The organism is Streptomyces sp. NPDC023541, from assembly GCF_055559995.1.
In genome coordinates this window covers 367,114-391,827 of record NZ_JBVHJO010000001.1, presented here as the reverse complement: position 1 = coordinate 391,827, position 24,714 = coordinate 367,114, and the positions used below count along the sequence as shown (strand labels likewise).

At 71.5% G+C, this 24,714-nt stretch carries 24 protein-coding genes; 9 read left to right on the top strand and 15 right to left on the bottom strand.

What is annotated here, in order from left to right:
- Positions 1 to 133: 133 nt before the first annotated feature.
- The 7 genes from ACZ3X1_RS01855 to ACZ3X1_RS01825 form a co-directional block, all read right to left on the bottom strand.
- Positions 134 to 1,954, bottom strand: a complete 1,821-nt coding sequence (locus ACZ3X1_RS01855; RefSeq protein WP_467275619.1) for an alpha/beta fold hydrolase — start codon at positions 1,952 to 1,954, stop codon at positions 134 to 136.
- A gap of 504 nt (positions 1,955 to 2,458) precedes the next feature.
- A complete protein-coding gene (locus tag ACZ3X1_RS01850; protein WP_467275617.1) occupies positions 2,459 to 3,097 on the bottom strand; it encodes a hypothetical protein in 639 nt (212 codons plus the stop codon).
- Between the two features lie 106 nt (positions 3,098 to 3,203).
- Entirely contained in the window at positions 3,204 to 3,644 is a 441-nt protein-coding gene (locus ACZ3X1_RS01845) for a hypothetical protein (RefSeq protein ID WP_467275615.1), read from the bottom strand.
- Positions 3,645 to 4,177: 533 nt separating this feature from the next.
- Complete coding sequence (locus ACZ3X1_RS01840) at positions 4,178 to 4,999, bottom strand: DUF2637 domain-containing protein (protein WP_467275613.1); 822 nt, start codon at positions 4,997 to 4,999, stop codon at positions 4,178 to 4,180.
- Between the two features lie 2,139 nt (positions 5,000 to 7,138).
- Positions 7,139 to 7,459, bottom strand: coding sequence for a peptidase inhibitor family I36 protein (locus tag ACZ3X1_RS01835; protein WP_356814948.1), 321 nt, complete (start codon positions 7,457 to 7,459; stop codon positions 7,139 to 7,141).
- A gap of 192 nt (positions 7,460 to 7,651) precedes the next feature.
- A complete protein-coding gene (locus ACZ3X1_RS01830; protein WP_467275610.1) occupies positions 7,652 to 7,888 on the bottom strand; it encodes a helix-turn-helix domain-containing protein in 237 nt (78 codons plus the stop codon).
- Complete coding sequence (locus ACZ3X1_RS01825) at positions 7,888 to 8,373, bottom strand: DUF2975 domain-containing protein (RefSeq protein WP_467275608.1); 486 nt, start codon at positions 8,371 to 8,373, stop codon at positions 7,888 to 7,890. The genes ACZ3X1_RS01830 and ACZ3X1_RS01825 overlap by 1 nt, the downstream gene beginning before the upstream one ends.
- Positions 8,374 to 8,970: 597 nt before the next feature.
- On the opposite strand from ACZ3X1_RS01825, the gene ACZ3X1_RS01820 reads away from it, so the two are divergent.
- Entirely contained in the window at positions 8,971 to 9,477 is a 507-nt protein-coding gene (locus tag ACZ3X1_RS01820; protein ID WP_467275606.1) for an allene oxide cyclase barrel-like domain-containing protein, read from the top strand.
- 358 nt (positions 9,478 to 9,835) lie between these two features.
- On the opposite strand, the gene ACZ3X1_RS01815 is transcribed toward ACZ3X1_RS01820, so the two are convergent.
- The 3 genes from ACZ3X1_RS01815 to ACZ3X1_RS01805 all read right to left on the bottom strand — a co-directional run bounded on the left by ACZ3X1_RS01815 (position 9,836) and on the right by ACZ3X1_RS01805 (position 11,041).
- On the bottom strand, positions 9,836 to 10,027 hold the full coding sequence (locus ACZ3X1_RS01815) for a hypothetical protein (protein ID WP_467275604.1): 192 nt from the start codon (positions 10,025 to 10,027) through the stop codon (positions 9,836 to 9,838).
- 167 nt (positions 10,028 to 10,194) lie between these two features.
- Positions 10,195 to 10,644 carry a PRC-barrel domain-containing protein gene (locus tag ACZ3X1_RS01810; protein ID WP_356814952.1) on the bottom strand — a complete coding sequence of 150 codons (450 nt, stop codon included), beginning with the start codon at positions 10,642 to 10,644 and terminating at the stop codon, positions 10,195 to 10,197.
- Positions 10,645 to 10,867: 223 nt separating this feature from the next.
- Entirely contained in the window at positions 10,868 to 11,041 is a 174-nt protein-coding gene (locus ACZ3X1_RS01805) for a CsbD family protein (RefSeq protein ID WP_356814953.1), read from the bottom strand.
- A 231-nt stretch (positions 11,042 to 11,272) separates the two neighbouring features.
- Between ACZ3X1_RS01805 and ACZ3X1_RS01800 the strand changes: the two genes are divergently transcribed.
- Positions 11,273 to 11,530 carry a hypothetical protein gene (locus ACZ3X1_RS01800; protein WP_356814954.1) on the top strand — a complete coding sequence of 86 codons (258 nt, stop codon included), beginning with the start codon at positions 11,273 to 11,275 and terminating at the stop codon, positions 11,528 to 11,530.
- Here the strand turns inward: ACZ3X1_RS01800 and ACZ3X1_RS01795 are convergent.
- Both ACZ3X1_RS01795 and ACZ3X1_RS01790 read right to left on the bottom strand, forming a co-directional pair.
- Positions 11,514 to 11,927 (bottom strand): TraR/DksA family transcriptional regulator, encoded by a 414-nt coding sequence (locus ACZ3X1_RS01795; RefSeq protein WP_467275600.1) that lies wholly within the window; start codon positions 11,925 to 11,927, stop codon positions 11,514 to 11,516. The genes ACZ3X1_RS01800 and ACZ3X1_RS01795 overlap by 17 nt on opposite strands.
- A 539-nt stretch (positions 11,928 to 12,466) precedes the next feature.
- Positions 12,467 to 12,745 (bottom strand): GlsB/YeaQ/YmgE family stress response membrane protein, encoded by a 279-nt coding sequence (locus ACZ3X1_RS01790; RefSeq protein ID WP_356814956.1) that lies wholly within the window; start codon positions 12,743 to 12,745, stop codon positions 12,467 to 12,469.
- A gap of 334 nt (positions 12,746 to 13,079) precedes the next feature.
- On the opposite strand from ACZ3X1_RS01790, the gene ACZ3X1_RS01785 reads away from it, so the two are divergent.
- Positions 13,080 to 14,030: an aldo/keto reductase gene (locus ACZ3X1_RS01785; protein WP_356814957.1), complete on the top strand. Its 951-nt coding sequence runs from the start codon at positions 13,080 to 13,082 to the stop codon at positions 14,028 to 14,030.
- Between the two features lie 100 nt (positions 14,031 to 14,130).
- Here ACZ3X1_RS01785 and ACZ3X1_RS01780 read toward each other — a convergent pair whose 3' ends face one another.
- Positions 14,131 to 15,003, bottom strand: coding sequence for an ABC transporter permease (locus ACZ3X1_RS01780; RefSeq protein ID WP_362631583.1), 873 nt, complete (start codon positions 15,001 to 15,003; stop codon positions 14,131 to 14,133).
- On the bottom strand, positions 15,000 to 17,813 hold the full coding sequence (locus ACZ3X1_RS01775) for an alpha/beta fold hydrolase (RefSeq protein WP_467275597.1): 2,814 nt from the start codon (positions 17,811 to 17,813) through the stop codon (positions 15,000 to 15,002). The genes ACZ3X1_RS01780 and ACZ3X1_RS01775 overlap by 4 nt, the downstream gene beginning before the upstream one ends.
- 185 nt (positions 17,814 to 17,998) lie before the next feature.
- On the opposite strand from ACZ3X1_RS01775, the gene ACZ3X1_RS01770 reads away from it, so the two are divergent.
- From ACZ3X1_RS01770 to ACZ3X1_RS01745, 6 genes are all read left to right on the top strand, one after another.
- The gene (locus ACZ3X1_RS01770) at positions 17,999 to 19,534 is read left to right on the top strand and encodes an ATP-dependent DNA ligase (RefSeq protein ID WP_467275596.1); all 1,536 of its coding nucleotides are present in this window, start codon (positions 17,999 to 18,001) and stop codon (positions 19,532 to 19,534) included.
- 238 nt (positions 19,535 to 19,772) lie between these two features.
- Entirely contained in the window at positions 19,773 to 20,396 is a 624-nt protein-coding gene (locus ACZ3X1_RS01765; protein ID WP_467275594.1) for an HPP family protein, read from the top strand.
- Positions 20,397 to 20,478: 82 nt separating this feature from the next.
- Entirely contained in the window at positions 20,479 to 21,111 is a 633-nt protein-coding gene (locus ACZ3X1_RS01760) for a helix-turn-helix domain-containing protein (protein WP_362631591.1), read from the top strand.
- A gap of 15 nt (positions 21,112 to 21,126) precedes the next feature.
- Positions 21,127 to 21,291 carry a DUF6126 family protein gene (locus ACZ3X1_RS01755; protein WP_167751146.1) on the top strand — a complete coding sequence of 55 codons (165 nt, stop codon included), beginning with the start codon at positions 21,127 to 21,129 and terminating at the stop codon, positions 21,289 to 21,291.
- A gap of 70 nt (positions 21,292 to 21,361) precedes the next feature.
- A complete protein-coding gene (locus ACZ3X1_RS01750; RefSeq protein ID WP_467275592.1) occupies positions 21,362 to 22,444 on the top strand; it encodes an NAD(P)H-dependent amine dehydrogenase family protein in 1,083 nt (360 codons plus the stop codon).
- Complete coding sequence (locus tag ACZ3X1_RS01745; protein ID WP_356815503.1) at positions 22,441 to 22,920, top strand: carboxymuconolactone decarboxylase family protein; 480 nt, start codon at positions 22,441 to 22,443, stop codon at positions 22,918 to 22,920. The genes ACZ3X1_RS01750 and ACZ3X1_RS01745 overlap by 4 nt, the downstream gene beginning before the upstream one ends.
- 97 nt (positions 22,921 to 23,017) lie before the next feature.
- On the opposite strand, the gene ACZ3X1_RS01740 is transcribed toward ACZ3X1_RS01745, so the two are convergent.
- The gene (locus ACZ3X1_RS01740) at positions 23,018 to 24,670 is read right to left on the bottom strand and encodes a GMC oxidoreductase (RefSeq protein WP_467275590.1); all 1,653 of its coding nucleotides are present in this window, start codon (positions 24,668 to 24,670) and stop codon (positions 23,018 to 23,020) included.
- Positions 24,671 to 24,714: the final 44 nt, after the last annotated feature.

Sequence of the window (24,714 nt, the reverse complement as noted above, 5' to 3'; positions counted from 1 at the left end):
ATGTCACGCTTCGCGCTCCGCCTCCACCGCCCCGACCCTGCTGACCTGGTGATGTGCGGTCGGCGGGCCGGGACGGCGTCGGGGGCGCGGGAGCGGGGCGGGCGTGTCGGGCCGGCCCGCTCCCGCCCGGCGACTACCCGAGGGGCAGTTCCAGCTGGGCGACGCTGTCGTCGGCCGAGGTGATCGTGGTGGTGCTGCCGTCGGTGTTCGCGTCGGAGTAGAGCCGGTCCTCGCTGTTCACGACCAGCATGAGCCGGTGGTTCGGGGCGAGGTCGTAACCGGCGGCCTGGAGCTGCCAGGCGACCTGGCGGTCCTCACCGGGGGAGAGCTCCCGCAGGGTGAAGGGCTCGTGCGTGATGATGCGGGCCGTGTCGTCGGGGCCGACGTCGAACAGGTAGGCCACGAGGGTCGTGGCGGCGCAGGAGCTGCGGACGTTCAGGGTGAGCCGCGGCACGCCGCGGATGCGGCGGGCCGTCTGGAGCGGGCCGCTGCTCCACACGGCGAGGTGCGTGCGGTCGAAGGTGCTGGTGAAGTACGTCTTGGGGTTGCCGTTCCATTCCGCCTGGCCCGTCGTGATGACGGCGTCCACGGCGGTGGCGGAGGTGAGCTGCCCGGCGGTGAACTCCCTCTTCCAGCCCGTCTCCGGCGCGGTGCCGAGGCCGCCGTCGCGGCGGTCCGTCGCGCCGGCGGTGAGGTACCAGCATTCGGTGGAGGTGGTGACGTCCGCCCAGGACCGTGCGGGCTCGCGGACCGCAGGTTCGATGATGACGTCCTGTCCCGACTCCGGGTCGGGCTTGGTCTTGTACGTGAACATGATCTGGCTGCTGACCGGCTCCCACCCGGGAACGCCGTTCGGGGCCCCGAGGATGTGGTGGTCGAGCCAGGCGAAGGCCTCCTCGACGGGCAGGTTCGGCCCGCTGAAGGGGATGGTGAGGCCGGCGCCCTCCGGCGCGGCGTGGTCGCCGATCCAGAGGTTGAGCCGCTTGGGGACCGTCAGCCGCTCGAAGTGCGCGATGGCCTGGTTGGCCGGGAACAGCGTCTCGTGCCAGGTGTTGGAGATGAACGTGGGAACGCCGCGGGCGTTGGTCCGGTCGGCGTACGACGACGGGGAGCGCTCCTTGCCCCACGCCACCACCTTGTCGAGGTTCTCGCCGGCCAGGAAGTCCTTCAGCATCTGCTGGGTGGCCGGGTCGAACTTCCTCTCGATCGGGCCGCCGGTGAAGTCGATCAGCTTCTGGACCGCCTCCAGGTGCCTGGTGTCGTTCTGGTAGAGGCTGTCGGCCAGGTCGCCCCACGTGCTCAGGGCGACGACCGCGTCCACGCGGGCCGCCGGGTCGTGCGCCGCGACCAGCTGGCTGATGCCCGACCCGTAGGACTCGCCCAGGAAAGCGACCTTGCTCGGGTTGAAGTGCCGCTCGGCGTAGTCGATGACGGTGGAGCCGTCGGTCCAGTCCGAGGGGCCGCCCACCTGGATCGTGCCCCCGGAGGTCCATGGCGCGTCGAGGTAGCCGCCGTCCGGCAGGGCGGAGGTGAGGCCGATGCCGCGAGGGGTGTAGGCCAGCACGTGGTACCCGCGCAGCGCCAGCTGGAGGTACGCGTACTCGAAGAGGATCCAGCCGAAGGGGGTCCAGCCCGCCGGCACGATCACCACGGGGCGGGGCTCCGAGGTGGTGAGCTTGATCGTGTGCGCGGAGAGCTTCACCCCGTCGTCGGCGGTGATGCGGGGGAAGCCGAAGGTCGCCTTCTGCCGGACCTGTTCCGTGAGCTTCTGGAGGTCGGGGGTGAGCAGCGGCGTCTCGGCCGTGCCGTTCAGCGTGGCGACCAGAGCCTCGGCGATGTTGACGGCGGCCGGGTCGATGGCGGTGGCCGAGCTGTAGATGCCGTGCCCGGCGATCCGGTTCAACTGTGGCGCGGTGACAGGGGTGATCGGGTTGTCGTCCTGCGAGTGGCTCACGGAGGGGTCCTCTCGAAATCGCCGACCGGGTGTGCCGGTCGGTGCCGTGGGGGCACCCGTTCTAACCCGGCCGGGACACGCCACAGGGCATATCAGGACATCTGCGCTCTTGGTGGAGGTCGGCGGGCTTCACCCGTCCAGACGGTTTGAACGCACCCGGCCGTCCTGGGCCGCGGAGAACGATCAGCGTCCGCCGCCGGGTGATCGGATACGGTCCCCGAGGGGCCGGGAGTGATCGACTTGATCCGGTCCCAGCCGTGCCGCAGAACGGGGGAGAGGGCCTCCCGCAGCGCACTCGGGCGTTCTAGGCTGACCCTTTGTCGTTTCCGAACACCAACCGGTCGCGGTGGTGCACGAGATGGCGCACTGCGGCGTAGGTGAACGATTCAGCACAGGAGGGGCCGGCTACGCCAAGAACGAGATCGCCGTCCTCGAACTGGAGCGCCCCGGCTCCCCCTGCGCGCCCACCGGGACCTCGGCCGCACCACGGTCGTCACCCTCTGGTCAACGCCATGTGGGCTCCGGCCCGTCAGGGGGCTCTGTGCGTTCGACGGTGGAGTGCACCCGTACCAGTGCGGGTGACGCGGGGGCCGACGCGAAGCCGAAGCGGACGGGCGGGACGACGGGGGCCGGGGCGCCGAGGTCGGTGCCGTCGAAGGAGGCCCGGGCGGCGGTGATCGGCCACAGGCCGCCTGTCGCGTACCACTGGCGGCATCCGGGGCGCGAACTGCCCCGGGTCCGTACGCCGGCCATCAGGCGGGCGGGCACGTCGGTCGCGGCCGCCCACAACGGCCGGCGGGCGAGCGGCCGGGGGACGGCCCGCAGGGCCAAGCCGAGCACTCCCTGCCGCCCGACCCGGAAGCGCAGCTGGAGAGGGCCCGCCGTGACGTCCCACCGGCCCTCACGGATCCGTACGTCCACCGGGTCCGTTCGGACCTCGTCGAAGTGGTAGACGCCGGCGATGTACTCGGCCGTGCGGGTGGTGGGGGCGATCAGCGTGCGCCAGCCGTCGGCGCGCTCCAGCATCACGTCGCTGAACGGCCCGAAGGGCGACCGCGGCCAGTGGCCCACGACCACACGCGTGCCCGAGCCCGTCCCGACGGCGGCGATCCAGCCGTCGAACGTCAGCCGTTCGCGTCCCACGCCCCACGGGTACCCCGCGACACGGCCGCGCACACTGGAGCTGCCGCATGCGCTGTTCGCGGCGGTTCACAGCCGGCCGAAGCCAAGGCCGTCAGCGCGCGGGGCTTCAGTGGGCCAGCGATGCCCTTCGGTCCACGCAGGCTGGATGCCCGGGGGTGTCGCGCACGGCAAGGAGGAACGCGGCGATGGGGTCCGGTACGGGCGGGACTTCGGCGCGCAGAATCCGGTAGCCGTCGACTTCGACGCCGTGGACGGCGGGCTGTCGCTGCAGCCCTTCCTGAAGCCGTTCCACCGTGCTGGCCCTCCGACGACATCGCAGGGCGTCGGCACCCGCGGCGACGACTTCGGCGAGCCGGTTGGCGAAGTCCGCGTTGCATCCTCCGAGCCGGACGAAGCCGTGGCCTGCCACCGGCCCGTCGTTGCTCAGGGAGGGGAGGGTCAGGTCTGCGAGCGCGAGCGCCGCCCGAAGGTTGGTGACAGCATCCTCGCCGGCCTGGTAGGCGGCGTCCTGGCGCCGCTTGTACTGGACTCGCTCTGCGTGGGTCATTTCGTACATGCTGCTGACCTTTCGTGACGGGAGTGGAGGGGAGTGGAGTGGAGGGCAAGGGAGGGGAGGCTCCGGAGCGCGTTGTGCCCTCGGTTCAGCGAGGTGTGGCCTTCCGCCCGGCGTGTCGGGCCCGCATGGGCTCGCGACGGGGCACGGGCGGGTAGACCGTAGGACTGAGTCTGCGTGCGGCCCGTGACCATCGGTTTGGATCTTCGTTTCAAAGGTGCAGGCGAACACCCCTTTGACGTGTGGGAAGGACCGGGTTGGCAAGGGAGTTGGCGACTGCTACCGCCTTTGTTCTCCGCGGTCGCCGCCCTTGGGATGCTCGGCCCTCCGACGGGGGCCCACCGAGTCCTGTGCACAAGACGATTGAAGAACCCCGAGGCTGTTCCCCTGCCGTCGGCACGACATCGACCGTTGTGGGGGTACCCGGGTGCCACCTCGCCCGTCACGGGAGTCGCAATCCATCGCCCTGGCCGAGAACCGCAGCTCTGACCTGCGTCGCAGCCGGCACCGCCGCGTCCGTGGGGCCGTCATGCGCCGTACCCGAATCTGTGACCGCCGGACGGAGGCTGGGCAGCAGTCCTCTTTCCTGCCATGAGGTAGCCGGGCGGGACGCCTTCCGGGCCGCGCCCGCCGGTGGTCGTCCGGCCGAGCGCGGAGGCGGGCAGGTTCCGGTGACGTGGCGAGGACTGGCGCGGCGGCCGCGTGAGGGTGATCTGGCGGACCAGCTGCTGGAAGCAGGCCAGCGCGGCGACGGCTGGAAGGGCGGACGCCGTTCCAGCCGCGATCGTTCTGGGTGCCTGGGCAACGCACAGGAGCGTGGCCAGGGTGGAGAACAGCAGAACGATGGACCAGGAATGCAGGGCGCGGCGCTGGTGCAGCGCGGATCTGAGGATGGAGAGGGAAGCGACCATCCAGGGGCCGTAGATCAGCAGGGGCCACCAGCTGCCCACTTCGCGTGCCGTATGGAGTCCGGCGCTCTGGCGCAGGGTTTCGCAGATGGCCAGGCCGCTGAGGATGCTCACCACGGCGGCGATGACGGCGACCAGCACGGCGGTGAACAGGCTGCCCGTTCGCAGCAGGGTCACGACCGGCGGCTTCGACGGGCTCCGGCGGTGCCCCCTGGAGGTCTGTCCGGGCGGCCGCTCGACGGGGGTGTGCTTCAGCCCGGCGACGAGCCCCATGGCGCTGACCGTGTCAGGCGCGGTGTCGAAGCCGACACGGTTGAAGGACTCCGGCCCCCGGGGCGAAGCGCTCTCCTGGAGGAGGATGGCGAGCTCTTCCGCCGGATCCCACGGACGCTCCTGCTCACCGGGCCCGTCGAACGGCTGCCCGGGGGAGTGGCGCTGCACATGGTCCGGCTGAGGCCAGAAGGCGGTGTCGTCCGGTTGGGGATGGGGGGCGTGGAGGTCCGGCGATCCGTACGGCTCAAACACGGGAGCTGCCGCCTGCACGTCGGTCGCCTGGCATCGTGGACCGGTCGATGTTCCCCGACCGCCGGTCGAAGTCGATCTGGATCATGCTCATCGTATGGAGGAAGTCCTCAAGGATCGAGGAAGAGTAGCTCAGGTCGACCGCCAGGCTGTCTTGTTCCAACGTCGCGTTCGCGGTCTCGCCGCAGTCGGTGGGACGCGGAGTGAAAGTCCACTTTCCGATCTGAGTGGGCCCGGCCTCTGAGCTGCCTCCCTGTCCGTCTCTTTCCGCGGGCCTGCGGAAGGAGATGGGGAGCTTTGCGGTTGTCATATGCCGTAAACGCCGTTGATGTTGGTCAGGGTGTGGGCCATTCGGGTGGTGGTGGCAGATGATTGCATGTTTCCTGCCGCTTATCGGATCTGCGAATACAACAGGAGAAGCAGTTGCGTCCCGCTGCGCCGCAGTTCAGGGCGCCATGGCGCGGGCCGCAGCGGACCCGAATGCGTCGCCCCGTCGCCCCTGATCGCACGTTCGCCGGCACTCGCGGCCGAGCCCTGCCGCCGAATCCAGCGGCTTCGCTTGCCTCGCATCAGGCGGTCGCACGCCCCTGCGTGAGCGCGGCTTTCGGCCCTGGTGGCTGCTGAGGCGGCTGTCGGACACCTCTCTCGGGACCACCCCCACATCGACCGACCATCATCAAAAACGCTGAGATGCCAAGGCCTGCAGATTGCTGCGCATGGCTGCAATCAGACGGGAGGGCGCAACTCTGCATATGCCTCTGCGTTATGCCCCACGATCGCGGGGCTCCGATCACGTGGGCCCTGGAACCGTCAGCCTTCGAAAGGACCGGCTATGGGGGACATTCTCCTGTGGATCGTGCTGATCTCGACCGCACTGGGCACAGGTTGCACCGCATGGACGTCATCAGGGGCCGGCCGCCTGTGGCGCGTGGACGCCCTTGAGTTGCAGCGTCAGCAACGCTTCAGGCGCGTCCTGGCCTGCCATGTGGACGCTGTCCGGCTGTCTCCCCGGCGAGTGGCTGCCCCGGTACCGCGGGGAGGGGAGCCCGCCGGTGCCTCGGCATGCATGTGTGCGGATCCGCTCCCGGGTGGCAAGGAGCCGGACGACCACTCTTCACGCGAGACCTCTGCGTCGGCATCCCTCCACGCCGTCGGCTGACCCCGCTCGCCGAACCACTTCGTCATGCCGGCGCCGGGAAGAGGTCGGATACCGCCGCATCCGGCAGAAACACCGGCAATTCACGCGCGGGCCGTCACCTAAGAAACCCCGGCAATCTGTACATTGCTGGCTTTCGTCGCGATATTGAGGTCGCGTCAAAGCGGTGCGGCTTGTCTAATTCATGTTCGACAGATCTCCGTTCTGCATGCCTGGGTGAATTCGGGAAGTGTCAAAAATAAAAGAATTATCATCTACATAGAGATCCCCGTCCGAAATTCGCAAGGGGCTGCCACCCTTCCCTGGAGTGCCTCCCTGGCGGCAAGGTCAGCACTCGCGCCCCGCCCGATCGGGGAGGGGTGTTTCGCAGCCAGCCGACGATGTCGGAGATTGTAGGGTCATATGGATTTTCCACGAGAAGGGTTGCGCGGGCATGGCACCTTACGGTGACCGATCCGATCGCGGCCCGCGGTCGTCCGCCCTGCGCCGTGTCCTGCTTGCAGCGGCACGTCGCGGAAACACTGTGAGGGCGGCGCTGATGCGGGTGGTACGCCGCTTCGCTCAAGGGGGCGGTGGTGGGTGCATTGCCTCGAGCTGGATGAAAATATGCTCGGAGCGGGTGCGTGAGGATGAATACAGGGCGGGCTTCTCCCTGTCCTCCCCGCATGCAGCGAGCGCCGCGAGCGACCTCCACGAATGTCCGTGGTGCCTCTCCCTCGGAAATCCCGGTATCGACGGCCGGGCCGACGCTGACGGGCCCTGACGGGTGACGGCGCCTGAGACCTGAGAGAGGCCTGTGGTGCACCGGGCTCAGTGCCAGGCGCTGCCGACGTTCGCGGGCCGGCCCGCTCGAAGGCGAGCTTCGCCTTCGAGCGGGCCGGTGGACAAGCCGACTGGCGGGCCTACTCCTCCCAGGTGACCCTGACCACGGTGTCGTTGGAGTCCGACGGCTCCTCGAGCCTCTCGCCGGCCTTCAGGACACGTTCGGTCCGGCCGATCAGGATCGCGTTGCTGTCCGTCCGGTTCCACCACGCCGAGACGTTCTTGGCCATGTTGCCCCCACCGGGAAGCGGCAGCTGCGCCAGGTCCACGTCATAGCCGGCACCGATTCCGTAACCGGGCCCCTTCCGGTTGTAGTCCCGGTACAGGCCGAGCGTCTTGGGCGGACACTCCGCACCGTCAGGGGTGATCGCGACGACGCCGGCAGGCAGCTGAGTGCTCATGGCTCTCTCCGTTCCTCGAGCCAGCCGGTGTCTCCGGCTGGGCAGGTGGCGACAACGTTCCACAGCCCGCCCGCACCGGCGGCATCCATCCGGAGCCTGATCGTTCCTGCAATGAACATGACCACCCGTACGGTCCAGTCATCAGCCCGGCAGGGCGGGACGCGGGTCCGCCGGGCCGACGCCGGCGGCGGCTCAGAGCCCTGCCCCCTCCTGCGTCGCGGCGTCCTCGGCCTCCCAGCGGAGCAGGTCGCCCGGCTGGCACTCCAGGACCTCGCAGAGGGCGGCGAGCGTCGCGAAGCGCACTGCCTTGGCGCGGCCGTTCTTGAGTACCGCCAGGTTCGCCGGAGTGATCCCCACCCGGTCCGCGAGCTCGCCCACGGACATCTTCCGCCTGGCCAGCATCACGTCGATGTCGACGGCGATGGGCATCAGATCACCTCGTCCAGCTCGGCCCGCATCTGCGCCGCTTCGCCGTCGCGCGCGACGGCCTGGGCGAGCAGCATCCGCAGGACCAGCACGATGAGGGCGACCCCCAGGATGGCCAGGCCGATCCCGCCCATGATCACGGTGACGCCCGGGTCCTCCCGCTGGCCGGGGGCGTTGACGGCTGTGACCGCGAACCACAACAGCGCGGCCGCCGTGACCGCCCAGATCACGCCGTCCACGTAGCGGAACGCCGCGTGCGAGAACACGGTTCCGCGTCGCACCATCGTCACCAGCCGCCATACGCAGACCAGGGCGACCTGGGCCGACACCATGCCCAGGATGGTGATCACGCGCAGCGGGGCCAGCGGGAGCGACCCGTCCTCCGGGTCGTGTCCCAACGCCCACACCATAGAGGCCTGTACGAACACGGTGCCGACGAGCACCACCGTGAGAACGGCGCGCAGCGCGCGCACTGTCAGTTTCCCCATGACCCATCCCTCCATCGACTTGCGATGGAAATCTATCGACTATCGATAGGTTGGACAAGGGGTTGGGGTGACGGGCCGCGGTCCGGCCGGACGGCCGCACGGTGGTGACGAGGGCAATCGCCGTCCCCCTTCCGCTCCGACTCGCTGACGACTGGGTGTCCAGCCCCGACAACCACCGCCCCACCGTCCTCACCGGCCACGCGACCCCGTACCGGCCGTGGCTTCGGCCCAGGCGGCGACACCCTGGCAACCGGCGGCAACGACTTCACCAGCCGGGGTGCGGGACACCGCCTGAACAGCGTCACCGTCCGCATCTGCGACGCGCGTACCCCCGGATCGGCCGAACCCCATGGGCACAGCACTTCCCGGGGGTCGGCTTCGGGCCACTCTGCCCGGCCACTCGTGCGGAGCCGGTCCGACACTGTCCGGGCCGACGCCCCGGCGCGTACGGCGGGCCGCGCTGTCCTGAGAGCGCCGGCTGGTCCGATCGGTCGGATCTGCTGGTGGTTCGCGCCGTGACGCTCCGGGCGGCCGCGGACCCGAGGCTATGAATGGGTCGCTTCACCGTCCACGAGCGTCAATCCCAGGAGCCAGTTGATGCGCCCCATCAGAGCAGCCTCTCTCGGCACGACCACCGCCCTGGTTGCCCTCCTCGCCTGTGCCCCCGTCGTGTCGGCCGCGGCGGACACCGACCCCGCCCCCAAGAAGGACCGGGACCGGGTCATCGTCCTCACCGGTCGGCTCGCCGAGCAGTCGCGCTTCCCCGTCAACCCCGGCGGCGCCCCCGCCCAGGGTGACCGGACCGTCTTCCGCTCGGTCCTCTTCGACCAGGACGGCAAGGAGGTCGGCGAGACCGGCGGTACCTGCACCACCACCCGGGTCGCCAACGGGGGAGCGGAGGAGTGCGCCGTGACGTACGTCCTGCCGGGCGGGCAGCTCACCGTGCAGGGGATGGTCTTCGGGCACCTCGTCCCGGGTCCTCCGCCGTCGTTCGACAACGCGATCACCGGCGGCACGGGCAAGTTCGACCGGGCCCGGGGCTCGGTCCACGCGGACACCATCGCCACGGGCACGAGGCGCTTCACCATCGACCTCGAGCGCTGACCCCACCCCGTCCCGGCCGGTCAGCGGGCCCTCCTTAGGCGCCCGCTCACCGGTGCGGGATGAGCGCGGTGATCAACTTTGAGGCACGCGGGCGTAGGGGTAAGGGGTGAGTGGCAAGTGTTGCGCGACGTCATGACTCCCAGTCCCCGAGCCCTACTTGCAGGCCCCTTGCGGACGACCTGCCGAGGCATGACCGGCGCTCGGCGGCCGCGCTGCCGTCACACGGGCGCCGTCGCCCGCTGACAGCACCGGGCGCCCCGTCGCTCCGGCAGACCTGCTGCGCGGTGACGGTGACGGCGAACGGGCCGTCAGCGCGGAGGGCGACGGGGAACGGGGCGCCCTGGGAGGCGTCGGGGTGTCAGTCGTTGGAGCCGACGGTGTTGTCGTGGCCGGCGTCGAAGACGTCGTCACCGGCGACCTGGGACCAGTCGCCGAAGACGATGGTGAACGACGGATGCGGCTGGTAGTCCACGGTCACGTCGGCGCTCGCGGCACCGGCGGTACCGAAGGCGCCGGCGCCGGCGGCAAGGGCGGTCAGAAGGAAGCGCATGCTGCACCTCTCTGCGGAAGGGCAAGGGAACGCCCACGCTTAAGACCCCCGGACCACCGATGGTTCCTGACCGGCCGATGCGGCCCCGAGCCTCATCCGATCGGCGCCCCCACCGGCACCCGAGCCGTACGGCACGGCCGGCGCGGTGCGGCGTACCGGTCCGCGGATCACCGCCCCGGTTGCACCTGCTGCAGGCGGGACACCGCCTGCTCCTGACCGGCCGTGCCCTCGCGAATGGTCTGCGCCCGGTCCATGACCGCCCAGCCCGCCCCCCCTTCCGCATTCACCTCGTCGCGCGCGTCACGCACGCCGTAGTGCCTGTAGAGCTCCGCTTCCTCCGACACGGACAGGACGCTTCCACAGTCCAGGGCCGCACAGGGAGCGTGCTCGATCATCGTCACCGGATACGGGACGACCAGGCGCCCGTTCTGCAGGTCCGCCTGTCGCAACGGGACGAACACCCCGCCCAGTCCGGACGCCCGATCGATGATCCGCACCCACTCGGGCCTGCCGGTGGTGTCGTCCACCAGGATGTACTCCACCAGCCCCAGGCGCTGCCCCTGGTCCGTGAAAGCCGTGGAACCTTCCATGGCCGCGATCTGCTCCTGCGTGATCACTGATGCTCCTCACCCCTGCCGCGTGCTCTGTCGTCCCGCGGCTACCCAGCCGGGCCGAGGTGAAGCACGCACGAGGCGGCGCGGCCCTTCCTCTCTCGCTGGGGGGCGTTCCCGTGGTCGGCGGACACGCGGCCGGGCCCCGACCCAGGGGGAGGGGTCGGGGCCCGGCCGAGTCGATGCGACGGTTCGCGGCGGACCGCTGACCGCTGACCGCTGACCGTGGTCAGCGGCGGAAGGCGTCCTTGACGTCTTCCTTGGCGTGGCGGGTCTTGCCCTTGGCCTGCTCGGCCTGTCCCTCCGCCGTCATGCGCTCGTTGCCGACGGCTCGGCCGACGGTCTCCTTGGCCTTGCCCTTCGCCTGCTCGGCGTGGGCCTTGCTCTTCTCAGTGCCCGACATCGGGGACCTCCTCGTTGTTGTACCGGCTTGGTCGTGAACGCTCTCCTGCTCCCGATCGCCGCCCGTAAACCCCGCCGCATCGGGCCACCGGCATGTTCTCGTGCCGCCGCGGGCCCGCAGTGGCGTCCGGCGTCCGGACGGGCTACTCCGCCGGGTGCGGGCGGTCGGTGGCTTCGATACTGGCCGCCGGACCCCCCGACGGCGGGGCGTGCTGACGAAAGGAGTACCGGCATGAACTCACCAATGGCCGCGGAGACCGGGTGCCAGCTGATGAAGCGCCTCGCGAAGGACCTCAAGGAGAGCATCAAGAAGGGCGAGAAGCACGCGGACGAGGTCGAGGGAAGGATCGCCCAACTGGAGGCGCAGGCGAATCCGGACCAAGGCCAGATCACCGCCTTGAAGCAGACGCTGGAAGTGATCAGGAAGAAGATCGAGGACGAGCGCACGTCGCTGTCGGATCTGGAGGACGTGATCAGCGAGAACTGCTGAGCCGCCCTCCAGATCGCCGGGCGCAGCGGACGCAGGTGGTGGCCGCCGGGCGGATCTCCAGGCGTTCGGGCGCGATGGTGCCGCCGCAGCCCTCGCAGCGCCCGTACTGCCCGCGTTCGAGTCGTTGCAGTGCCCGGTCCAGCTCTTCGAGGTGTTCGCGCGCCTGGGCCATCAGGGCGGCCACGTGAGCCCGCTCGAAGGCGGTGGTGCCGCCCTCGGGGTCGTGCTCGTCATCGACCGCGACCAGCGCGTTGGCCGCGACGATACCGTCGAAGTCGCGGCTCAGCGCGGCCGCCCGCGCGAGGGTGTCGGCGCGGTCGGCCGCGAGTCGTGCGCGGACGGCCGAGGAGGCGGACGGGTCGGGCTCGTCATGGCCGTACCGGGATGCATCACCCATGCTGCGACAACGCCGATCCACGCTGCCCCATTCCCCCGCGCCCGGCCCCGGGCCGCCGGTCGCTCGTGGTGCAGCCCCCGGCCACGTCTGCCGCCGGGGGGAGTCCTCGTGACGGACGAGCCGTCCTCGCCGAAGGTGATGCGGTCGCAGCCGTTGCGGTGCAGGCGGCTGACCAAGGCCAGGCTCTGCGTTCGCCTCGCAGTGGCCGACCGGGTCCGCGACCGACTCCGACACCACGGTCAAGGCCGCGCAGTGCACCACTGCGGAGATGTCCGGGTGCTCCGAGAAGATGCGGTCGATCAGCGCGCCGCCCGCGATGAGGTGAACTCCCTGCGCCCGGGTACGAGGTTGTCGAGGCTTCCCGGTCGTTCAAGCCCCAGCGGACGACCGCACCCCGGGCCAGCGGTGCACAACGCGACCGACCGGGGTGCCACCCCGCCCGTCCCGGCGGGTGCGAGTGAACGGTTCACGACGATGGGGCCACAGCCTCCAGGCTGTGGCCCCATCGGTGCGACTGCGGCGGGATGCCGGCGCGTCGCTCAGGCGTGGCGGTGATGGTGCTTGTTGCCGGTGAGCAGACGGTAGACGGCGAGAAGGAGGACGGAGCCGATGATGGCCGCGATCCAGGTGGAGAGGTCGAAGAAGCCGTCGATGGAGTCGACGCCGAAAATGACCTTCCCGAGCCAGCCGCCGAGCAGGCCGCCCGCGATGCCGATGAGCATCGTGATGATGATTCCGCCCGGGTCCTTGCCCGGCATGAGTGCCTTGGCGATGAAGCCCGCGAGCAGTCCGATCAGGATCCAGGCAATGATGCCCATGCGCTTCTCCAACCTCATGAAGTGAGCCGGTGTTGACGCTCGTCTTCACCGTTCCGAGGTTTCCAAACGTCCGGATCCTTTGATCAACGCCTGCGCAGGCCGTCCACCGTGGGTCAGGAGACGACGAGGTTCGGCACTTTCGAAGCCTGGGTGCGGCCCAGGCCCTTGCCCCGGCACGGTCCGCCACACACAGACCGTGCCGCCGCGAACGGTCGGGCGAATCCGACCGTCGCGCCTTCGCCCGGCCGCCCTCCGATCCGCTCGGGCTGGCAGTATGCAGTGGGGGCGAGGCTCCCTTGATCGTGTGTCAGTCGAGTCGGAGGAACGAAAACGCATGCGCTATCTCCCGCTGGGCAGTTCAGGTCTGCAGGTGTCCGCCGTCGGCCTCGGCTGCAACAACTTCGGCGGCCGTCTCGACGCCCAGGCCACCCGGTCCGTCGTCGACGCCGCCTTGGAGGCGGGCGTCACCCTGCTCGACACCGCCGACATCTACGGCGGCGGTGGCGGCTCGGAGCGGTACCTCGGGCAAGCCTTGAAGGGCCGGCGCGACCAGGTCGTCCTCGCCACCAAGTTCGGCTACGACGGCGTCGACATGAAGTACGGGCCCGCCGCCGGCTCCCGCGGCAGCCGCGCCTACATCCGGCGCGCCGTCGAGGAGTCCCTGCGCCGGCTCGAAACCGACCACATAGACCTGCTCCAGCTGCACAGCCACGACCCGGCCACCCCCGTCGCCGAGACGCTGGCCGCGCTCACCGAGCTCGTCGCCGAGGGCAAGGTCCGCTACATCGGACACTCCAACTTCACCGGCTGGCAGCTGGCCGAAGCCGCACACGTCGCCCGCGAGACGGGCGCCGTCCCCTTCGTGTCCGCGCAGAACGAGTGGTCGCTGCTGGAGCGGTCGGCCGAGCGCGAGCTGGTCCCGGCCGCCCGGCACTACGGCGTCGGTGTACTCCCGTACTACCCGCTCGCCAACGGCCTGCTGACCGGCAAGATCCGCCGGGGCGCTCCCGTCCCGGCCGGCTCCCGCCTCGAGGGCAGGAGCTCCTACCTCACCGAGGAGCGCCTCGACGTGGTCGAGGCGCTGGCCGCGATCGCCGAGAAGCACGACCGCACCGTCCTCGAACTGGCCATCGGCTGGCTCTCGGCCCAGCCCGGCTGCGCCTCCGTCATCGCCGGCGCCACCTCCGCCGAGCAGATCCGCGCGAACGCGGCCGCCGGCGAACTCCCGCTGGACGCGGACCTGCTCGCCGAGATCGACGCGATCGCGCCGGGCGTCCCGGCGTAGGGGCCGCAAACGCCGACGAGCGCTCCCCGCACCCCCGCAGGGGCATGAGGAGCGCTCGTGGCGCGCGCACTCGGGCCGGCGGGCCGACCCGTCCGCCGCCTCAGGACACGATGTCCTTGCGGGAGAAGCCGCGGAAGGCCAGGGCGAAGAGCACCAGCGCGTACGACACCGACACCACCGCCCCCTTCACCATGCCGCCCCACTCCAGCTGGGGCTGCAAGGCGTCCGCCCACGCGAACTGCCAGTGCGCCGGCAGGAAGTCGCGCCACGAGCCGAGCGCCGTCACCGCGTCCAGCACGTTGCCGACGATCGTCAGGCCGACCGCGCCCCCCACCGCGCCCAGCGGTGCGTCCGTCCGCGTGGACAGCCAGAACGCCAGCCCCGCCGTGACCAGCTGCGAGACGAAGACGAAGGCCACCGCCAGCGCGAGCCGCGGCACCGTGTCGCCGGCCGCCAGCGCGCCGCCCGCCGGCAGCTTCAGCGGCCCCCACCCGTAGGCCACCGTGCCCGCCGCCAGCGCCACCACCGGCAGCAGCACCATCGCCGCCAGGCTGAAGCCCAGCGCCACCACCAGCTTGCTCCACAGCAGCCGCGCCCGCGGCACCGGTGACGCCAGCAGATAGCGCAGCGAGGACCAGCTCGCCTCCGACGCCACGGTGTCCCCGCAGAACAGCGCCACCGGCACCACCAGCAGGAAACCGGCCGACACGAACAGACAGGTCGCGGCGAAGTTCGCGCCCGAGGCCGTGGCCGTGTCGATCAGGGTGATCCGGCCGTTCCCGCCACCCCTGCGGTCAGGGCCGCCGCCCACCGCGAACGCGATGATCATGATGAAGGGCAGTGCGGCCAGCACCCCGCCCATCACCAGCGTCCGCCGCCGGCGCCACTGCCGCAGCGCCTCCACGCGCAGCGGCAGCGTACGGCTCGCCCGGTAGCCGGGCGCCACCTCCCGCGCCGTCGTCGCCGTACTCACGCCGCACCTCCGATCAGGGTGAGGAACGCGTCCTCCAGCCTCCGGTGCGGCCCCACTCCGGTCACCGGCACCTCCAGCCGCACGAGTTCGGCGATCAGCCCGGCGGCCGTCGCGCCTTCGAGCCGTACGAGCAGTCCGTCGTCCACGGCCACCACGGACCCCACCCCTTCCAGTGCCGCCACCTTCTCGACGGCCACCTCGTCCACCGGCTCGGCCAGGGTCACCAGCAGGGTGTCCCCGCCGCCGGTGATCTCGGCGACCTCCCCCGCCGCCACCCGCTGCCCGCGGTCCATGACCACCAGGTGCGTGCACGACTGCTCCACCTCCGACAGCAGGTGGCTGGAGACGATGACGGTCCGCCCGCCGGCCGCGTAGCGGATCATCACGTCCCGCATCTCGCGGATCTGCGGCGGGTCCAGACCGTTCGTCGGCTCGTCCAGGATCAGCAGGTCGGGCATCCCCAGCATCGCCTGCGCGATCGCGAGCCGCTGCCGCATGCCCTGCGAGTACGTGCGCACCGCGCGCTCCAGCGCGTCGCCGAGCCCCGCGATCTCCAGGGCCTCCGCCATGTGCGCGTCCTCCGCCGGGCGGCCGGTGGCCTGCCAGTACAGCTCCAGGTTGGCGCGGCCCGTCAGGTGCGGCAGGAAGCCCGCACCCTCCACGAAGGCCCCGACCCGCGACAGGACCGGAGCCCCGGCCCGTACCGCGTGCCCGAACACCCGGATGTCACCGGCGTCCGGCGAGATCAGCCCCATCAGCATGCGCAGCGTGGTGGTCTTCCCGGCGCCGTTGGGCCCGAGCAGCCCCAGCACCTGCCCCTTCTCCACCCGGAACGACAGGTCCCGTACGGCGTACCGGTCCTGCGCCTTCGCGTACCGCTTCGTCAGTCCCGTGATCTCCAACGGTACGTCGGCCAGCGCCGGGTCCGGCTGCGGTGCGCCGGCCCGTGCCCGCGCGCCGCTCCTGCCCGGCCCGCGCAGCCCCAGCAACGCGGCCGCGAGTACCGCCGCGCCCAGCGGCAGCCCCCAGGTCCAGGCGGGCAGCCCCGCCGTGGCGGTCCGCACGCGCGGGGCGACGGGCACCGCCAGGGGGCCTTCCACCGCGACCGTGTAGGCGGCCGACGCGGCCGGACTCGCGTAGCCCAGGTCCGTGGCGGCGACCACGAGGCGCAGGCGGTGTCCGGCCGCGACGGAATGGTCGATCGCGGGCAGCCTCAGCCGTACGGTCGCACCCTGTTGCGCGTTCTCCACCCGCAGCGGGGCGACCAGCTGGGAGGGCAGCACCTGCTGCCGCCCGTCGGGCCCGACGTCGTACACCTTGCCGAACAGCACGGCCGAACCGTCCGCAGCCGTCGACCTCACCTCCAGGGTTACGGTCGGGGTCCCGGTGATCCGGAGGTCCTCGGTCAGCGGCGCCGACTCGAAGCGGGCGTTCTGCCCGGGGAAGTCCAGCGAGAGCCCGGCCCCGAAGGAGGCCAGCTGCCCGCCGACACCGGGCAGGGAGGACAGCGCGGGAGGTGCGCCGCCCGCCGGGTTGACGAAGGTCTGCTCGCGTCCCGTCAGGGCGAACTCCCGCGGGGCGGAGGCCAGCCCGGGGTAGCGCTCGCCGCTCGCCCCGCGCAGAATCACCTCGCCGTCGGTGGAGTCGATCCCGCCGGAGCGCGAGACCCGGAAGACCGGGCCGGTTTCCGCGCCCTCGTCGCCCTTGAGGTGGCGGTCGAACCAGGCGGCCACGCGGGCCTGAACCCGGTCCGCCTCGCGCATGCCGCCGTCGTGTCCGCCGGCCGCCCAGTCCACCGACACGGGCGTGCCGTTGGCCGCGATGGCCGCGGCCATCGCATCGGCCTGGTCCAGCGGGAAGAGGGAGTCGTCCTGGCCCTGCACGATGAGCGCCGGCACCTTGATCCGGTCGGCGACCGCCGACGGACTGCGCTGTTCCAGCAGGGTGCGGGCCTCGGCATCGGGCTTCCCGGCCACGGCGACGCGTTCGTACATCGCGCACAGCTCGGGGGTGAACTTCCCGCAGCCGGCACCGACCGGGGCGGCGTCCTGCGGACCGGACGCGGACCCCGTCGAGGACCCGGCGCCGGTCTCCGGCCGTCCGGTCCCCGCCTCGGGGCGTCCGGTCCCGGTGTTCGGCGGTGTGTCCTGGGGTGCGGTCCCGGCCTGCTGCATCCCGCCGGCCGAGCCGGTGGTGAAGAAGATGCCGGACCACAGCTTCTTGAAGACGCCGCCCGGGAAGAGGGAGTCCGCGAGGTTCCAGTACGCGATCTCCGGGGCGATCGCGTCGACGCGACGGTCGTGACCGGCCGCCAGCAGCGAGACAGCCCCGCCGTAGGAGGCTCCGGACACGCCGACGCGCGGGTCGCCGTCCGCGTCGAGGCGCACCTCGGGCCGGGCCGCGAGCCAGTCGACGAGCCGGGAGACGTCCTTGACCTCGTGCTCGGGGTCGTTCAGCCCGATCCGGCCGCCGGAGCGGCCGAAGCCGCGCGCAGACCAGGTCATGACGGCGTAGCCGTCGCGCGCCAGCCGTTCGGCCTGTTCACGGACGTCGTCCTTGCTCCCCCCGAAGCCGTGCCCGAGGAGTACGGCGGGACGTTTCGCCCCACCGCCCTCCCCGTCGCCCGCGACGAAGTAGGAGGTGTCGATGTCGGCGCCGGGCATGTTCAGGACCTGGTCCCGGCGGTGCACGGCGGGCGCGTCGCCGGACGCGGACGAGGCCGTCCACGTACCGGCCCCCGCCACGACGGCCAGCGCGGCGGCGCCCGCGAGCAGGCGGTCTCGGCGGCGCCGGGGCATACGGAGCTTCATACGGGCACCCTAAGGGCCCGTCGGCCGGCCTCCGAGCACCCACAGGCGGAACTCCCGACCTTCTCAGGTACCAGGCCGCCGCCCGCGCGTACCGCACCCGCGGTACGAGTGCCCCACCCGTCCACCGCACCGGCGGTACGGGCGTCCGACCTGCGCGGCGCCCCGTACAGCGGGAGGATGGCCGCATGCTGCTGGCCGAGGTCGCCCGTGTGTCCCGGGAAGTCGCCGCCACTTCCGCCCGGTCCCGCAAGACCGCGCTGCTCGCGGAACTGTTCGCCGCGGCTCCCCCCGAGGAGGCCGGGCTGGTCATCTCCTACCTCTCCGGACGCCTCCCGCAGGGCCGTCCCGGCATCGGCTGGCGCACTCTGGGCCAGGAGATCGCACCGGCACCCGAGCCCACCCTCACCGTCCGCGACGTCGACGCGGCGGTGAGCGGACTCGTCGCGGAGGCCGGCGCCGGGTCCGCCGCCCGGCGCAGCGGGATCGTCGCCGGTCTGCTCGGCGCGGCCACCGGGGCCGAGCAGGCCTTCCTGCGCAGCCTGCTGTCCGGCGAGGTACGCCAGGGCGCCCTCGACGCGGTGGCCCTGGACGGCGTGGCCGCGGCCGCCGGAGTACCCGCCGCCGAGCTGCGCCGCGCGGTGATGCTGGACGGCTCCCTGCCGCGGGTGGCCGAGGCGGTGCTGGCCGACGGCCCCGCGGCGCTGCGCGCCGTGACCCTTCGGGTCGGGCGGCCCGTACAGCCGATGCTGGCGGGTACGGCCCCATCGGTCACCGAGGCACTGGCGGCGCTCGGCCCGTGCGCGGTGGAGGAGAAGCTCGACGGGATCCGCGTACAGGTCCACCGAGAGGGGGACGACGTACGGGTCTACACGCGCTCTCTCGACGAGATCACCGGGCGGCTGCCGGAAGTGGCGGACCTCGCCCGCGCGCTGCCGGGGGAGCGGTTCATCCTCGACGGGGAGGTCATCGGGCAGACGGCGGACGGCCGCCCGGTCCCCTTCCAGGAGATCGCGAGCCGGGTCGGCTCCCGGGTGGACGTGGACGCCGCCCGGCGGACGCTCCCGGTGGTCCCCTACTTCTTCGACGTCCTGGCCGTCGGCGACGACGTCCTCCTCGACCTCCCGGTCCGCGAGCGGTACGCGGCCCTCGCCGCCCTCGTGCCCGAGAGCGCCCGGGTCGGCCGCCTGGAGGTGCGGGACCCGGCGGCGCAGGAGGCCGAGGCCGTGCAGTTCTGGGCCGAGACCCTGCGCCGCGGTCACGAGGGCGTGGTGGTCAAGGGCCTGGAATCGGCCTACGCGGCCGGTCGGCGCGGCAAGCACTGGCTGAAGGTGAAACCGGTGCACACCCTGGACCTGGTCGTGCTCGCCGCCGAATGGGGCCACGGGCGGCGCACGGGACTGCTCTCGAACCTTCACTTGGGGGCGCGGGCCGCCGACGGCACCTACGCCATGCTCGGCAAGACCTTCAAGGGCCTCACGGACGAGATGCTGCGCTGGCAGACGGAGGCGCTGCGCGCGCTCGCCACCTCGGACGACGGGTTCACCGTACGGGTCCGGCCCGAACTGGTGGTGGAGATCGCCTACGACGGCCTGCAGCGCTCGACGCGCTATCCGGCCGGAGTGGCCCTGCGCTTCGCGCGGGTGGTGAGGCACCGCCCGGACAAGGCGGCGGAGCAGGCCGACACCGTCGAGACGGTCCTGGCCCAGGGGAACGCCCTCTGAGGGCAGCCGGCGAAGGGCCGGCGGCCTGTGGAGAGCGGACCACGGAACCGTCATAGGGCCGCGATAGACCGGCGGTGCAGGGTGGCTGTCCACGTGCCGGCCCGTGACGGCAGGCACGCACCACGACGGCCCGCTCCGTCCTTTCCGCCGACCGCGACCGCGAGGGCGATCGCGACGGCGACGGCAACCGCCGTGACCGTGACTGTGACCGTGATCCGCCGTGCCAGGAGCCGCCATCGTGGACCTCGACTCCGTGCTGACCCGCCGGCCGTTACCCGGCCTCGCACCGCCCCGCGACGACGCACCGCCCCGCGACGACGCACCGCCCCGCGACGACGCACCGCCCCGCGACGACGCACCGCCCCCGAAGGGGTCCGGGCGCCTCCTCCACCGTGCCCGGACCGCCGTGGTCGGGGCCCTCCCCGGAACCGGTGCGGTCGCCGGCGTCCTCCTCGCCCTCGCCGCCGTCGGCGCGATGATCCGCGAACCGGTCCTCATACCGTCCCTGGCCGCGAGCGCCGCCGTCCTCCACCACACCCCCACCCTGCCCACGGCCCAGCCCCGGACCGTCGTCGTCGCCCACCTCCTCGGTGCCGCGGCCGGCTACGCGGTCCTCGCCGCAGCGCCGAGCAGCCCCTGGAGCGCGGCACTTGCGGGAGGGCTCACCTTCGCCGCCACGAGCCTCGCCCGGACCCCGCACTCGCCCGCCTGCGCCACCGCCGTGGTCGTCGTGCTGCAGACTCCGGCAGCCGCGCGGTTCGTCCCCCTGCTGCTCGGCGCCACGCTGATGCTCGTCCTCGGCGCTCTCGCCGCCTCCCGCCTGCACGGGGCAGCGCCGCGGTACCCCGTCCGCTGGTGGTAGCGGCAGAGCCGCATGCCACGGTGATTTGCCTCAGAGGTAAGCAGGTTTGCCAGGAGGGCAAGATTCTGGCTCAATCGGGGACATGAACACCGGTCCCGCCCCCGGCTCGGAAGACGCCGCCGACGAGCTGCCCGCCGTGGCGCCGCAGCTGCGCGAGCTGCGCCGCCGCGCCGGTCTCACCCTCGAGGCCGCCGCCGCCCGGGCCAGGCTCTCGCCCGCCCACCTGTCCCGGCTGGAGACCGGTCGGCGCCAGCCTTCGCTGCCGCTGCTACTGGGGCTCGCCCGCACCTACGGTACGACGGTCTCCGAGCTGCTCGGCGAGACCTCCGCCGTCGCCGATCCCATCGTACGGGCCGGCGGTCCGGGAGCCCGCGAGGCCGACGGCTGGACGTACTGGCAGGCGGGCGGCGCCGGGCGCGGGATGCAGGCGCTGCGCGTGCACGTCCCGCACGGCCGCGGTCCGGACGACCTGGTCCGCGTCCATCCCGGTGAGGAATGGCTGTACGTACTGGACGGCCGGCTGCGCCTGCACCTGGGCGAGGCCGAACACCTGTTGGAGCCGGGGGACAGCGCCCACTTCGACTCCCTCACCCCGCATCGGATCGGGGCGGCCTCCTCCGGCGGGGCCGACCTGCTGTTCGTCCACACCCTGCTCCAGAGCAGCCTCGCCGGGCTGTGCCTCGGCGGGGCCACGACCACCACGCACCACCGATAGGCGAGGAGCCCACCCATGACCCCCGTGCCCCCCGCGGACGAGCCCGTCGGCGTACGCGCGCGCTTCGAGGCCAAGTTTCCGCGCGGCCTGATCATCCGGCTGATCGCCTACCTCTTCGTGGGCCACCTCTTCGCCTTCTTCGTCTACCTCCTCTTCGTCCTGGGTGGCCAGAACCAGTAGCCGCCCCGGCCGCGCGAGTTCGGACCGCGCGGCTATGGAAAGGTGCGGGGGCGATGGCTACCCTCCGCGCATGATTCCCACGGTTGTCTGGGGTACCGGCAACGTCGGCCGTCTGGCCATCCGCGCCGTCGCGGCCCATCCCGCGCTGAAACTGTCCGCAGTCATCGTCCACGATCCAGCCAAGGTCGGCCGCGACGCGGGCGAACTCGGCGGGCTTGACCGCCTGTTGGGGGTCGAGGCCACCGACGACGCCGCAGCGGTACTGGCCGGCCGTCCCAGGGCCGTGGTGTACGCCGCGTCCGGTGACGTCCGGCCCGACGAGGCCCTCGCCGACATCACCCGTGCGATCCGGGCGGGCGCGGTCGTCGTCAGCCCGGCCCTCTACCCGCTGTACGACCACCGCAGCGCGCCGCCGGAGTTCCGCGACCCGGTGCTGGCGGCCGTGGCGGCGGGCGGCGGCTCGCTCTTCGCCTCCGGCGTCGACCCCGGCTGGGGCAACGACGTACTTCCCCTCCTGATCAGCGGACTCGGCACCACGATCGAGGCCATCCGCTGCCAGGAGATCTTCGACTACTCCACCTACGACCAGCCGGACTCCGTCCGCAACCTCGTCGGCATGGGCCACCCCATGGACTTCGAGCCGATGATGCTCATGCCCTCGATCCCGACGATGGTCTGGGGCGGCCAGATACGGATGATGGCCCGGGCGCTCGGCGTCGAACTCGACGAGATCCGTGAGACGTCGGAGCGCCGCGCCCTCGACACCACCGTGACCACCCGCAGCATGGGCGTGTTCGAGGCGGGCACCCAGGGCGCGATCCGCTTCGAGGTCCAGGGCATCGTCGCCGGCGAGCCGCGCATCGTCATCGAGCACGTCACCCGTATCCACGCCTCGTGCGCACCGGACTGGCCCCTGCCGCCGGACGGCGGCGCCGGCGCCCACCGCGTCGTCATCGAGGGCCGCCCCCGCATCGAGGTCACCGTCGAGGCCACCGACGAGGGCGAGAACCGCGCCGCGGGCGGCAACGCCACCGCCGTCGGCCGACTCGTCGGCGCCATCGACTGGCTCACCGAGGCGGAGCCCGGACTCTACGACGCCCTCGACGTCCCGCTGCGCCCCGCCACCGGCAGACTCGGAAGGAAACCGTCATGAGGATCGACATCCCCGAAGGCCAGCACCCGATCGAGTACGTGTGGGGCGACATGGTCCCCGGGATCGGCATGGCCGCCGCGAACTTCTCCCTGTCCGTGTACGCCCACACCACGCTGGGGCTGCGCGAGTTCGAGGCGGCCCGGCTGCGCGTCGCGCAGATCAACGGGTGCGTGTTCTGCCTGGACTGGCGCACCGAACGGGACGGGCAGAAAGTCGAGGAGGAGTTCGCCGACGCGGTCACCGAGTGGCGCACCACCGAGGCGTTCGACGAGCGCACCCGGCTGGCGGCGGAGTACGCCGAGCGGTACACCCTCGACCACCACGGGCTCGACGACGAGTTCTGGGACCGGATGACCGCGCGGTACAGCCAGCTGGAGATCGTGGAACTCACGATGAGCATCGGGTCCTGGCTCGCCTTCGGGCGGCTCAACCACGTGCTGGGCCTCGACAGCGTCTGCGTGCTGCCCGGGCACTGAGCCCGCAGGGCGCGGCGGAACGTGAAGAAGCGGAACGTGGAGAAGGGGCCGTTCGGCGCATCCGAACGGCCCCGGCCGCTGGGGGGAGGACGCGGCCCTACGAGAGGTCTGTGGCGATGATCTTCTCGATGTTGCGCTCGGCGAGCGCGGTGATGGTGACGAACGGGTTCACGCTGGCGTTTCCGGGGATCAGCGCGCCGTCGATCACGTACAGACCGGTGTAGCCGTGCAGACGGCCGTAGTTGTCGGTGGCCTTGCCGAGGACGGCGCCGCCGAGCGGATGGTAGGTGAGGGTGTCGTTCCAGATCTTGTTGCCGCCGAACAGGTCGGTCCGGTAGATCGTCCCCTCCTTCGAGTTGATCTTGTCGAAGATGGTCTTGGCCATGGTGATGGACGGCTGCTTCCAAGCCGTCTGCCAGCTCAGGTCGGCCTTGCCCGTCGCCGCGTTCCAGGTGAACTCGGCGCGGTTGGGGTTCTTCGTGATCGACAGGTAGAAGGAGGCGTAGGTCTCGATCCCGGTGGGCAGCGGGGCGACCTCGGCGAACGCGCCGCCGGCGTCCCAGTTGTCGATGCCGGAGCAGGGGATGGTCGACTGGAGCTTGCCGGTCGGGTCCCACATGTGGTTGGCGCGGCCGCACATGACGTTGCCGTTCTCGCCCCAGCCCTTGCCGACCTCGCCGTTGAGGTTCGGCAGTGCTCCGGTGGCCTTCAGCTTGACCAGGAGCTTGCTGGTGCCGACGCTGCCGGCCGCGAAGAACACCCGGTCGGCGGTCACGGTCTTGGTGGCCACGGTGTCGCCGGTGGTGTTGAGCTGGTCGATGGCGACCGTGTAGCCGCCGCCCGCGGCGGGGGAGACCGTGGTGACCTTGTGCAGCGGCGAGACGGTGACCCTGCCGGTCGCCCTGGCCCGCGCGAGGTAGGTCTGGACGAGGGACTTCTTGCCGGCGTTGTTGCCGTAGAGGATCTCGCCGGCCAGGGCGGACTTGGTGGCGGTGCCCGCGGCCTCCCGCTTCATGTAGTCCCAGTCGTACACGTCCGGCACGAAGGTCCAGGCGAAGCCGGACCGCTGGGCGTGCTTGCGGCCGACCCGGGAGAACTGGTAGCAGTCGGCGGTGTCGAACCAGGCAGGGTCGACCATCCCGACGCCCAGACCGGCGTTGGCCCTCGGGTAGTAGGTGTCGTACATCTCGTCGGCGTTCACCGACGGGAGGACGGCGGCGAAGTTCGCCCGCTTGGGCGTGACCGCCATGCCGCCGTTGACCAGCGAACCGCCGCCGACGCCGCGGCCCTGGTAGACCGTGATGCCGGCGAAGTCCTCGGCGTCCAGGACCCCCGTGTACGTGGGGACGTCCTTGTCGATCGGGAAGCCGAGGAAGTTGCTGAGCGGTGCCTTGGTCCGCGTGCGGAGCCAGAACGAGCGGTAGTCCGGACTGGTCACCTTCGGGAAGACCTTGCCGTCCGGTCCGGGGGTGTCCCAGTTCATGCCCATCTCGATCATCTGCACGTCCACTCCGGCCTGCGCCAGCCGCAGTGCCGCGACCGACCCGCCGTAGCCGGTGCCGATGACCAGGACCGGTACGCGGACGCCGTCAGCGATCGGTCCCGGTGCGGCGGCGGCCGCCGCCCGCGCCGCCGCGGGAGCGAGGTGACCGGCAAGGGCCACAGCCCCGATGACGGAACCTGTTCTACCTATGAATCCGCGGCGTGAAATGCCTTTGGAGCCTCTCTCAGGCAGGGTGTTGTCACCCATGTGACGTCCCTCACTCTCGATGGAATGGGAACGAGTTCTACTGC

Excerpts from the sequence above, each read along its gene's own strand:
- ACZ3X1_RS01745 (WP_356815503.1), top strand. The coding sequence starts at position 22,441 with ATGAGGATCGACATCCCCGAAGGCCAGCACCCGATCGAGTACGTGTGG.
- ACZ3X1_RS01845 (WP_467275615.1), bottom strand. The coding sequence starts at position 3,644 with ATGACCCACGCAGAGCGAGTCCAGTACAAGCGGCGCCAGGACGCCGCC.
- ACZ3X1_RS01755 (WP_167751146.1), top strand. The coding sequence starts at position 21,127 with ATGACCCCCGTGCCCCCCGCGGACGAGCCCGTCGGCGTACGCGCGCGC.
- ACZ3X1_RS01785 (WP_356814957.1), top strand. The coding sequence starts at position 13,080 with ATGCGCTATCTCCCGCTGGGCAGTTCAGGTCTGCAGGTGTCCGCCGTC.
- ACZ3X1_RS01770 (WP_467275596.1), top strand. The coding sequence starts at position 17,999 with ATGCTGCTGGCCGAGGTCGCCCGTGTGTCCCGGGAAGTCGCCGCCACT.
- ACZ3X1_RS01790 (WP_356814956.1), bottom strand. The coding sequence starts at position 12,745 with ATGGGCATCATTGCCTGGATCCTGATCGGACTGCTCGCGGGCTTCATC.
- ACZ3X1_RS01750 (WP_467275592.1), top strand. The coding sequence starts at position 21,362 with ATGATTCCCACGGTTGTCTGGGGTACCGGCAACGTCGGCCGTCTGGCC.
- ACZ3X1_RS01760 (WP_362631591.1), top strand. The coding sequence starts at position 20,479 with ATGAACACCGGTCCCGCCCCCGGCTCGGAAGACGCCGCCGACGAGCTG.
- ACZ3X1_RS01815 (WP_467275604.1), bottom strand. The coding sequence starts at position 10,027 with ATGCGCTTCCTTCTGACCGCCCTTGCCGCCGGCGCCGGCGCCTTCGGT.
- ACZ3X1_RS01830 (WP_467275610.1), bottom strand. The coding sequence starts at position 7,888 with ATGCCCATCGCCGTCGACATCGACGTGATGCTGGCCAGGCGGAAGATG.
- ACZ3X1_RS01740 (WP_467275590.1), bottom strand. The coding sequence starts at position 24,670 with ATGGGTGACAACACCCTGCCTGAGAGAGGCTCCAAAGGCATTTCACGC.
- ACZ3X1_RS01835 (WP_356814948.1), bottom strand. The coding sequence starts at position 7,459 with ATGAGCACTCAGCTGCCTGCCGGCGTCGTCGCGATCACCCCTGACGGT.
- ACZ3X1_RS01775 (WP_467275597.1), bottom strand. The coding sequence starts at position 17,813 with ATGAAGCTCCGTATGCCCCGGCGCCGCCGAGACCGCCTGCTCGCGGGC.
- ACZ3X1_RS01820 (WP_467275606.1), top strand. The coding sequence starts at position 8,971 with ATGCGCCCCATCAGAGCAGCCTCTCTCGGCACGACCACCGCCCTGGTT.
- ACZ3X1_RS01805 (WP_356814953.1), bottom strand. The coding sequence starts at position 11,041 with ATGTCGGGCACTGAGAAGAGCAAGGCCCACGCCGAGCAGGCGAAGGGC.
- ACZ3X1_RS01800 (WP_356814954.1), top strand. The coding sequence starts at position 11,273 with ATGAACTCACCAATGGCCGCGGAGACCGGGTGCCAGCTGATGAAGCGC.
- ACZ3X1_RS01795 (WP_467275600.1), bottom strand. The coding sequence starts at position 11,927 with ATGGGTGATGCATCCCGGTACGGCCATGACGAGCCCGACCCGTCCGCC.
- ACZ3X1_RS01825 (WP_467275608.1), bottom strand. The coding sequence starts at position 8,373 with ATGGGGAAACTGACAGTGCGCGCGCTGCGCGCCGTTCTCACGGTGGTG.